This window comes from Pseudomonas sp. SDO55104_S430, assembly GCF_054070595.1.
In genome coordinates this window covers 19,279-28,022 of the sequence record NZ_JBSVXG010000073.1, presented here as the reverse complement: position 1 = coordinate 28,022, position 8,744 = coordinate 19,279, and the positions used below count along the sequence as shown (strand labels likewise).

Genomic DNA, 8,744 nt, shown 5'->3' with positions numbered 1-8,744 from the left:
TCAAAAAAACCTATAAAATCAACTTGCGACACTTATTTAAGAGTTATCCAAGAAGAGCAAAAGCAAAAGCCCGCCCTAACAGGCGAAAAGCATCTGGGTATTGCGAACAAAGTTCGCATATCAAAATCAAAAGCGTAGAACTCAAATTTTTATATTCAATAAATTTTGAGTAGCAAAACTTTCAAAAATCAAAACCTTTGAAATTGCCGTTTTTAGACGATTTACCATCTTGTGCGTATGGTAATACCGGGAATTAAAACACGCCGTTTTTAGCTTGTTTCTGTTGACGCACTAGAAAAGTGCATTGAGTTTTTTCTACGTTTTTTGTCGGTTTTTTGAGTTTCAATTTTCTTGGATAGTCGTTTTTTGGCTTAAAATCAATGAAAAACGTTGTCAATAGAAAACCGAAAATATATTTAAGGTGGGACCTTAATTATCAAATAGAGGTCAACCATATTCTTTAAATTTCACAGAATATGAAATGACCATCCACCGCGTTCATCTGGTAATTTTTCAAGCTTGAACAACTTCAACCGCTAAAAACGACCTAGCAGGCCAATATGTTGTATTCAGTCTTTGGTAGGCAGAACATAACTTGATAGCCCTGTATTCACGTAATTCCTGATTTTTTTTGATATTAAGCCGCGATCTAAAAAATACTCAGCAGCAAATAGAACTCTTGGAGCTAATTGTTTTGCATCTTGTATATGGCCATTGGCTGCCAAGTTAACACAATATCTGGTCACAACTTTTAATGCGACCTCTTCATCATTTATCTCATCACGAACAGCTTCATCAACTATGCTTTTATAATCGGATAGCGAAATAAAATTTGGATTCAACTCGTTATCAACTTTATAGTCTTGCCATAATATCTGTTTGACTATTTCGTAATGCTTCTGTCTATTTTTATAGTGCCCAAACATATTAGTTACCTACACCGATGAACCCAGCGAAATAACACAAACACTAACCCATGGCGTGTCATTTTGCCATCATGCTTTTTGTCGCTTTTTATGTAGAGGTTTTTGCAGAGCTTAGTGGCAATCTAAATAGTAAATGGTCTGATAATCATTCTTAGGCTAATCCTCACCTGAGTATGAGACACATTCGATCCATGGTTGACCCTTTCCCGCACTGCTGCAGAGCCGCAGCACGTCAAACGGTCTGGATAAGAAGGATAGCTTCAATACACCGTTTCAGGTGTGCAGAGCGAAGCCGAAGCGGACGCCACCGGGAGGCGGTTTTTCCCAAGAAAAGGGTATGAGAAGGGTAGATTTTTTGGATAGAAAAAGGGGTAGAAATTTCTTTCTACCCCTTTTCTAAGTCCTTGATTTACAAGGAAAATTATGGTGCCCCGAGGGAGACTCGAACTCCCACTCCTTTCGAAAACGGATTTTGAATCCGCCGCGTCTACCAATTCCGCCATCAGGGCAATGGCCGCGGAGTATAGAGAGGTGAATACCGCTGGTCAATCAGGTACATGGAGAATTTTCGATAATTCCGCTAGACTTCCCGGCCCTGCTAGACGAACCCCATCATGCGCGTTGCTGACTTTACTTTCGACCTCCCCGATTCGCTGATTGCCCGCCATCCACTGGCCGAGCGTCGCAATAGTCGCCTGTTGACCCTCGATGGGGTCAGCGGCGCCCTGGCACACCGTCAATTCACTGATTTGCTTGAGCATTTGCGCCCGGGCGACTTGATGGTGTTCAACAATACCCGGGTGATCCCGGCGCGGCTGTTTGGTCAGAAGGCTTCCGGCGGCAAGCTGGAAATTCTGGTGGAGCGGGTGCTCGACAGTCATCGCGTGCTGGCCCATGTGCGTTCCAGCAAATCGCCAAAGCCAGGTTCGAAGATCCTGATCGATGGCGGTGGTGAGGCTGAGATGCTGGCGCGTCACGATGCGCTGTTCGAACTGGGGTTTGCCGAAGAAGTCCTGCCGCTGCTCGACCGTGTCGGGCACATGCCGTTGCCTCCTTATATAGACCGCCCCGATGAAGGCGCCGATCGCGAGCGCTATCAGACCGTTTACGCCCAGCGCCTGGGCGCGGTGGCGGCGCCGACGGCGGGGCTGCATTTCGATCAGGTGCTGCTGGAGGCGATTGCCGCCAAGGGCGTCGAGACGGCGTTCGTGACCTTGCACGTGGGCGCGGGCACGTTCCAGCCGGTGCGGGTCGAGAAGATCGAAGACCATCACATGCACACTGAATGGCTGGAAGTCGGCCAGGACGTGGTGGATGCGGTGGCTGCCTGCCGCGCTCGCGGCGGTCGCGTGGTGGCGGTGGGGACCACCAGCGTGCGTTCCCTGGAAAGCGCCGCCCGCGATGGCGTGCTCAAGCCGTTCAGCGGCGATACGGACATTTTCATTTACCCGGGCCGGCCGTTTCATGTGGTCGATGCCCTGGTCACCAACTTCCATTTGCCCGAATCCACGCTGTTGATGCTGGTTTCGGCGTTCGCCGGTTACCCGGAGACCATGGCGGCCTATAAAGCCGCGGTCGACAACGGATACCGCTTTTTCAGCTACGGTGATGCGATGTTCATCACCCGTAACCCCGCGCCTGCCGGTCCTAAAGAGCCAGGCCCAGAGGAAACCGTATGAGTCGCGAATGTCGCATGTCGTTTGAGCTGCTTGCCACCGATGGCAAGGCTCGTCGTGGTCGCCTGACCTTCCCCCGTGGCACCGTCGAGACCCCGGCTTTCATGCCGGTGGGTACCTACGGCACGGTCAAGGGCATGCTGCCGCGGGATATCGAGGCGATTGGCGCTGAAATCATTCTGGGCAACACCTTCCACCTGTGGCTGCGCCCTGGCACCGAAGTGATAAAGAAGCACGGCGACCTGCACGATTTCATGCAGTGGAAAGGCCCGATTCTGACCGACTCCGGCGGTTTCCAGGTGTTCAGCCTGGGCGCCATGCGCAAGATCAAGGAGGAGGGCGTGACCTTCGCCTCGCCGGTCGATGGCGCCAAAGTGTTCATGGGCCCGGAAGAGTCGATGCAGGTCCAGCGTGACCTGGGCTCCGACATCGTGATGATTTTCGACGAATGCACGCCATACCCGGCTGACGAAGATGTCGCTCGCATCTCCATGGAGTTGTCGCTGCGTTGGGCCCAGCGCTCGAAAAACGCCCATGGCGACAACACGGCGGCGCTGTTCGGCATCGTTCAGGGCGGCATGCACCAGGATCTGCGCATGCGTTCGCTCGAAGGCCTGAACAAGATCGGCTTCGACGGCTTGGCCATTGGCGGTCTGTCGGTGGGCGAGCCCAAGCATGAAATGATCAAGGTGCTGGATTATCTGCCGGGCATGATGCCGGCTGACAAACCTCGTTACCTTATGGGCGTTGGCAAACCGGAAGATCTGGTGGAGGGTGTGCGCCGCGGTGTGGACATGTTCGATTGCGTGATGCCAACCCGTAATGCCCGCAATGGGCATCTGTTCATCGATACCGGCGTGCTGAAGATCCGTAACGCGTTCCATCGCCATGATGATTCGCCGCTCGATCCGACCTGCGATTGCTATACCTGCCAGAACTTCTCCCGCGCTTATCTGCATCACCTGGACAAGTGCGGCGAAATGCTGGGGAGCATGCTCAATACCATCCATAACTTGCGCCATTATCAAGTGCTTATGGCTGGTTTGCGCGAGGCTATTCAACAGGGTACATTGGCCGCCTTTGTCGATGCCTTCTACGCCAAACGCGGATTGCCTGTTCCGCCTTTGGACTGAGTTTTCTGACCCCAAGATTCAACATTTGCAACTGGAGTGCTAAATGAGCTTTTTTATCTCTAATGCCATGGCAGACGGTGCTGCACCGGCAGCTGCGGCCCCTATGGGTGGCGGTTTTGAGTGGATTTTCCTGGTCGGCTTCCTGATCATCTTCTACCTGATGATCTGGCGTCCACAGGCCAAACGCGCCAAAGAGCAGAAGAATCTGCTGAGCAGCCTGCAAAAGGGTGACGAAGTTGTGACCACCGGCGGCATCGCTGGCAAGATCACCAAGGTTGCCGACGATTTCGTGGTGCTGGAAGTGTCCGACACCGTCGAAATGAAGTTCCAGAAAGGCGCTATCGCCGCCACGCTGCCAAAAGGCACGCTCAAAGCGATCTAAAAGCTTCAACTTCATTCTCAATCGACGGGGCGCGCAAGGCGCCCCGCGTCATAAACGGGCGGCGTGATGCTGAACAAATATCCTCTGTGGAAATACATTCTGATCCTGGCGGTGCTGGCGATCGGTCTGATTTATTCCGCTCCCAATCTTTATCCCGATGACCCGGCCATTCAGGTCAGTGGCGCAAGCACTGCGCTGCAGGTCACCGAGGCCGATCTGGATCGCGTGAGCGCTGCGCTCAAGGCATCCGGCATCGACGTCAAGGCGGCTTCGCTGTCAGCTGGTGGCAAAGGCGGTCTGATTCGCCTGGTCAAGGCTGAAGACCAGTTGCCTGCCAAGGACGTTGTGCGCAAGGCTTTGGGTGATGACTACGTCGTCGCGCTGAACCTGGCACAAACCACCCCGCAATGGCTGCGCAGCCTGGCCGCGCACCCGATGAAGCTGGGTCTGGACTTGTCCGGTGGTGTGCACTTCCTGCTGGAAGTGGACATGGACAAAGCGCTCGATGCACGCCTGAAAGTCTACGAAGGCGATGTGAAGAGCCTGTTGCGCAAAGAGAAAGTGCGCTATCGCAGCCTGCCGCAACTCAACGGTGCCATTCAGCTGGGCTTCACTGACGAAGCGACCCGCGAACAGGCCCGTGCTCTGGTCCGCAAGAGCTTCAACGATTTCGACATTGTTCCGGCCGATCTGAACGGTCAACCGGTGCTGCGTCTGGCGATGACCCCGGCCAAGCTGGCGGAAATCCGCGAATACTCCATCAAGCAGAACTTGACCACGGTACGTAACCGCGTCAACGAACTGGGTGTTGCCGAACCGATCGTCCAGCGTCAGGGCGCCAACCGTATCGTGGTTGAGCTGCCGGGCGTGCAGGACACCGCAGAAGCCAAGCGTATCCTCGGCAAGACGGCCAACCTCGAGTTCCGTCTGGCTGCAGAGCCTGGCGCTTCGAAAGCCACTTCCGAAACCTTCGAATTCCGTGAAGGCAAGCGTCCGCCGGCACAGATCGAGCGTGGCCTGATCATCACTGGCGACCAGGTAACTGACGCCAAGGCTGGCTTCGGCGAGCACGGCACGCCAGAAGTGAACATTCGTCTGGACGGTCACGGCGGCGAGCTGATGAGCCGTGCGACCCGTTCGAACGTGGGCCGCAGCATGGCGGTAATCTTCATCGAGCAGCGTCCGGTCACCACTTACACCAAGCAAGTGGTTGATGGCGTCGAGAAAGACGTACCGGTGCAGTCGTTCAAGGAAGAGAAGAAGATCATCAGCCTGGCGACCATTCAGTCGCCGCTGGGTGCTCAATTCCGTATCACTGGCCTGAACGGTCAGGGCGAATCGTCGGAACTTGCGCTGCTGCTGCGTGCCGGTGGTCTGGCCGCTCCGATGTACTTCGCTGAAGAGCGCACCATTGGCCCAAGCCTGGGTGCGGACAACATCACCAAAGGTATCGATGCCTCGCTGTGGGGCATGCTGTTCGTTTCGCTGTTCATCATGGCCATCTACCGCTTCTTCGGCATCATCGCCACCGTTGCGCTGGGTGTGAACATGGTGCTGCTGCTGGCACTGATGTCGCTGCTGGGTGCAACGCTGACCCTGCCGGGTATCGCCGGTATCGTGTTGACCATGGGTATGGCGGTCGACGCCAACGTACTGATCTTCTCGCGTATTCGTGAAGAGATTGCTGCGGGTATGACCGTGCAGCGGGCCATCAATGAAGGTTTCAGCCGCGCATTCACCGCGATTCTCGACGCCAACCTGACCACCTTGCTGGTGGGCGGCATCCTGTTCGCCATGGGTACCGGTCCGGTCAAGGGCTTCGCCGTCACCATGTCCCTCGGGGTTCTGACCTCGATGTTCACGGCCATCATGGTCACCCGCGCGATGGTCAACCTGATCTTCGGCGGTCGTGACTTCAAGAAGTTGTGGATTTAAGGGGCTGCCATGTTACGTACAATCAATTTCATGGGCGTTCGCAACTTCGCGTTCGGCGTCACATTGTTCCTCACGTTGCTGGCCTTGTTCAGTGTCTTCACCAAAGGCATGAACTGGGGTCTGGACTTCACCGGCGGTACGCTCATCGAGCTGACCTACGAGCGTCCGGCGGATGTGACCAAGGTGCGTGAGCAGCTGGTTACCTCGGGTTATCACGAAGCCATCGTGCAGAACTTCGGTGCGACCACCGATCTGCTGGTGCGTATGCCGGGTGAAGATCCGCAACTGGGTCATCAGGTAGCCGAAGCGCTGCAGAAGGTCGGCGGCGACAACCCGGCGACGGTCAAACGCGTCGAGTTCGTTGGCCCGCAGGTAGGTGAAGAACTGCGCGACCAAGGCGGCCTCGGCATGCTGATGGCGCTGGGCGGCATCCTGATCTACCTGGCGTTCCGCTTTCAGTGGAAGTTCGCTGTTGGTGCAATCGTCTCCCTGATCCACGACGTGATCGTGACCATCGGTATCCTGTCGTTCTTCCAGATCACCTTCGACCTGACGGTGCTGGCGGCGGTACTGGCGATCATCGGTTACTCGCTCAACGACACCATCGTGGTATTCGACCGGGTTCGTGAGAACTTCCGTGTACTGCGCAAGGCCAGTCTGATCGAGAACATCAACATCTCGACCACGCAGACCCTGCTGCGGACCATCGCGACTTCGGTGTCCACCTTGCTGGCCATTGCCGCACTGCTGTTCTTCGGTGGCGACAACCTGTACGGCTTCTCCCTGGCGCTGCTGGTGGGTGTATTGGCGGGTACTTACTCGTCGATCTATATCGCCAACGTGGTGCTGATCTGGCTGAACCTGAGCTCGGAAGACCTGATTCCTACGGTCAATACCGAGAAGGAAGTCGACGACCGTCCTTGAGTGAAGTTTCTCTCAGAGATGTAGTCCAAAAAGGCGCGAGTTGAACTCGCGCCTTTTTTTATGCTCCAAGGCTGGGAGAAGCGCGGGCCCGTCCCGCATGTGATGGTCAGGAGGTTCATGTGAACAAGTCGATGCTGGTTGGTGCTGTACTGGGTGCTGTCGGTGTCACTGCCGGGGGTGCTGTGACCACCTACAGCCTGGTTAAAGATAACGGTCCGCAGTACGCGCAAGTGCTCGCCGTTGAGCCGGTCAAGACGCAAATCAAGACTCCACGTGAAGTGTGCAAGGACGTCACCGTCACCCGGCAGGCGCCGGTGAAAGATCAACACCAGATCGCCGGTACCGTGGTCGGCGCGCTGGCAGGTGGTTTGCTGGGTAACCAGATCGGCGGCGGCACCGGCAAGAAAATTGCCACGGTCGCAGGCGCGGTCGGCGGTGGTTACGCTGGTAACAAGGTTCAGGAGGGCATGCAGGAGCGTGACACCTACACCACGACTCAGACCCGTTGTAATACGGTGAATGACATCAGCGACAAGGTGGTGGGTTACGACGTGCGGTACTCGCTGGATGGCAAAGAGGGGAAAGTGCGAATGGATCGCGATCCGGGGAATCAGATTCCTGTGGATAAGGAAGGCAAGTTGGTCCTGTCGCAAGCGCAGCAGTGATTGGCTTGAGCTGGCTGTAAAGAAAAGCACCCTTCGGGGTGCTTTTTTGTACCCCAGGAACACTGTGAAAATCTGTGGGAGCGGGCTTGCCCGCGATGGCGGTATTAACTGTGCCAGATGTGGTGGCTGACCCACCGCTATCGCTGGCAAGCCAGCTCCCACAGAGATCGAGGGGTTGGTGGGATGGAATTTCAGGCATAAAAAAAGCACTCCGGAGAGTGCTTTTTTGTGTCTCTGTGAAGCTTAGCGCTTCAGCGAAGCCGGCAGGTGCGGCTGGATGGCGGTCAGCACGGCCTTGAAGCATTTGGTATTGCCGGCAACGACGTGGCCTTTTTCGAGGAAGTCGTGACCGCCGGTGAAGTCGCTCACCAGGCCGCCGGCTTCTTGAATCAGCAGGGCGCCTGCAGCCATGTCCCACTCGGACAGGCCCGACTCCCAGAATGCATCGAAACGACCGGCGGCTACATATGCCAGGTCCAGGCTGGCGGAGCCGGCGCGGCGGATGCCGGCGGTCTGGCCAACCAGGGCGCGGAACATGCCCAGGTAGTTGTCGAGGTTGTCCATCTGGTCGTCACGGAACGGGAAGCCGGTACCCAGCAGGGCGCCGTCCAGGCTGGTGCGGCCGCTGACGCGCAGGCGACGACCGTTCAGTTGGGCGCCACGGCCACGGCTGGCGGTGAATTCTTCCTGGCGAACCGGGTCCAGAACAACGGCGTGTTCCAGGCGTCCGCGGTATTTGCAGGCGATGCTGACAGCGAAGTGAGGGATGCCGCGCAGGAAGTTGGTGGTGCCGTCCAGTGGGTCGATGATCCACAGGTACTCTTCGCCTTCGATGCCGGAACCGGCGTGCATGCCGGTCTCTTCACCGAGGATCGAGTGGTTCGGGTAGGCCTTGCGCAGAGCGTCGATGATTTTTTGTTCAGCGGCGCGATCCACCTCGGATACGTAATCCTTGGCGTCTTTTTCGTCAACCTTGATGGTATCCAGGCGCTCGATGGAGCGGAAGATCAATTCACTGGCGGCGCGGGCGGCGCGCAGCGCGATATTCAGCATTGGCTGCATGGATGTGTCACCTAAGGTTGTTAAAGAAAGCCGAGCATTCT

At 56.0% G+C, this 8,744-nt stretch carries 8 protein-coding genes and 1 tRNA gene; 6 read left to right on the top strand and 3 right to left on the bottom strand.

Annotated elements, in window-relative coordinates:
• Positions 1-569: 569 nt before the first annotated feature.
• Positions 570-926: a hypothetical protein gene (locus ACW9JE_RS15075; RefSeq protein ID WP_457433185.1), complete on the bottom strand. Its 357-nt coding sequence runs from the start codon at positions 924-926 to the stop codon at positions 570-572.
• A 424-nt stretch (positions 927-1,350) separates the two neighbouring features.
• A tRNA-Leu gene (locus ACW9JE_RS15070) sits at positions 1,351-1,435 on the bottom strand.
• Positions 1,436-1,540: 105 nt separating this feature from the next.
• On the opposite strand from ACW9JE_RS15070, the gene queA reads away from it, so the two are divergent.
• The 6 genes from queA (at position 1,541) to ACW9JE_RS15040 (ending at position 7,641) form a co-directional block, all read left to right on the top strand.
• Entirely contained in the window at positions 1,541-2,605 is a 1,065-nt protein-coding gene (queA, locus tag ACW9JE_RS15065; protein ID WP_457433184.1) for a tRNA preQ1(34) S-adenosylmethionine ribosyltransferase-isomerase QueA, read from the top strand.
• Positions 2,606-2,619: 14 nt separating this feature from the next.
• The gene (gene tgt, locus ACW9JE_RS15060) at positions 2,620-3,735 is read left to right on the top strand and encodes a tRNA guanosine(34) transglycosylase Tgt (RefSeq protein ID WP_224533697.1); all 1,116 of its coding nucleotides are present in this window, start codon (positions 2,620-2,622) and stop codon (positions 3,733-3,735) included.
• 43 nt (positions 3,736-3,778) lie between these two features.
• A complete protein-coding gene (gene yajC / locus ACW9JE_RS15055) occupies positions 3,779-4,117 on the top strand; it encodes a preprotein translocase subunit YajC (protein WP_457433183.1) in 339 nt (112 codons plus the stop codon).
• Between the two features lie 66 nt (positions 4,118-4,183).
• Entirely contained in the window at positions 4,184-6,052 is a 1,869-nt protein-coding gene (gene secD, locus ACW9JE_RS15050) for a protein translocase subunit SecD (RefSeq protein WP_457433182.1), read from the top strand.
• A 9-nt stretch (positions 6,053-6,061) separates the two neighbouring features.
• The gene (gene secF, locus ACW9JE_RS15045) at positions 6,062-6,976 is read left to right on the top strand and encodes a protein translocase subunit SecF (protein WP_224533656.1); all 915 of its coding nucleotides are present in this window, start codon (positions 6,062-6,064) and stop codon (positions 6,974-6,976) included.
• A 119-nt stretch (positions 6,977-7,095) separates the two neighbouring features.
• Positions 7,096-7,641: a glycine zipper 2TM domain-containing protein gene (locus ACW9JE_RS15040; protein ID WP_457433181.1), complete on the top strand. Its 546-nt coding sequence runs from the start codon at positions 7,096-7,098 to the stop codon at positions 7,639-7,641.
• A gap of 243 nt (positions 7,642-7,884) precedes the next feature.
• Here the strand turns inward: ACW9JE_RS15040 and suhB are convergent, their stop codons facing one another.
• Complete coding sequence (gene suhB, locus ACW9JE_RS15035; RefSeq protein WP_224533654.1) at positions 7,885-8,703, bottom strand: type III secretion system regulator SuhB; 819 nt, start codon at positions 8,701-8,703, stop codon at positions 7,885-7,887.
• Positions 8,704-8,744 lie beyond the last annotated feature (41 nt).

Coding starts and splice junctions, on each gene's coding strand:
- ACW9JE_RS15075 (WP_457433185.1), bottom strand. CDS start 926: ATGTTTGGGCACTATAAAAATAGACAGAAGCATTACGAAATAGTCAAA.
- tgt (WP_224533697.1), top strand. CDS start 2,620: ATGTCGTTTGAGCTGCTTGCCACCGATGGCAAGGCTCGTCGTGGTCGC.
- queA (WP_457433184.1), top strand. CDS start 1,541: ATGCGCGTTGCTGACTTTACTTTCGACCTCCCCGATTCGCTGATTGCC.
- suhB (WP_224533654.1), bottom strand. CDS start 8,703: ATGCAGCCAATGCTGAATATCGCGCTGCGCGCCGCCCGCGCCGCCAGT.
- yajC (WP_457433183.1), top strand. CDS start 3,779: ATGAGCTTTTTTATCTCTAATGCCATGGCAGACGGTGCTGCACCGGCA.
- secD (WP_457433182.1), top strand. CDS start 4,184: ATGCTGAACAAATATCCTCTGTGGAAATACATTCTGATCCTGGCGGTG.
- secF (WP_224533656.1), top strand. CDS start 6,062: ATGTTACGTACAATCAATTTCATGGGCGTTCGCAACTTCGCGTTCGGC.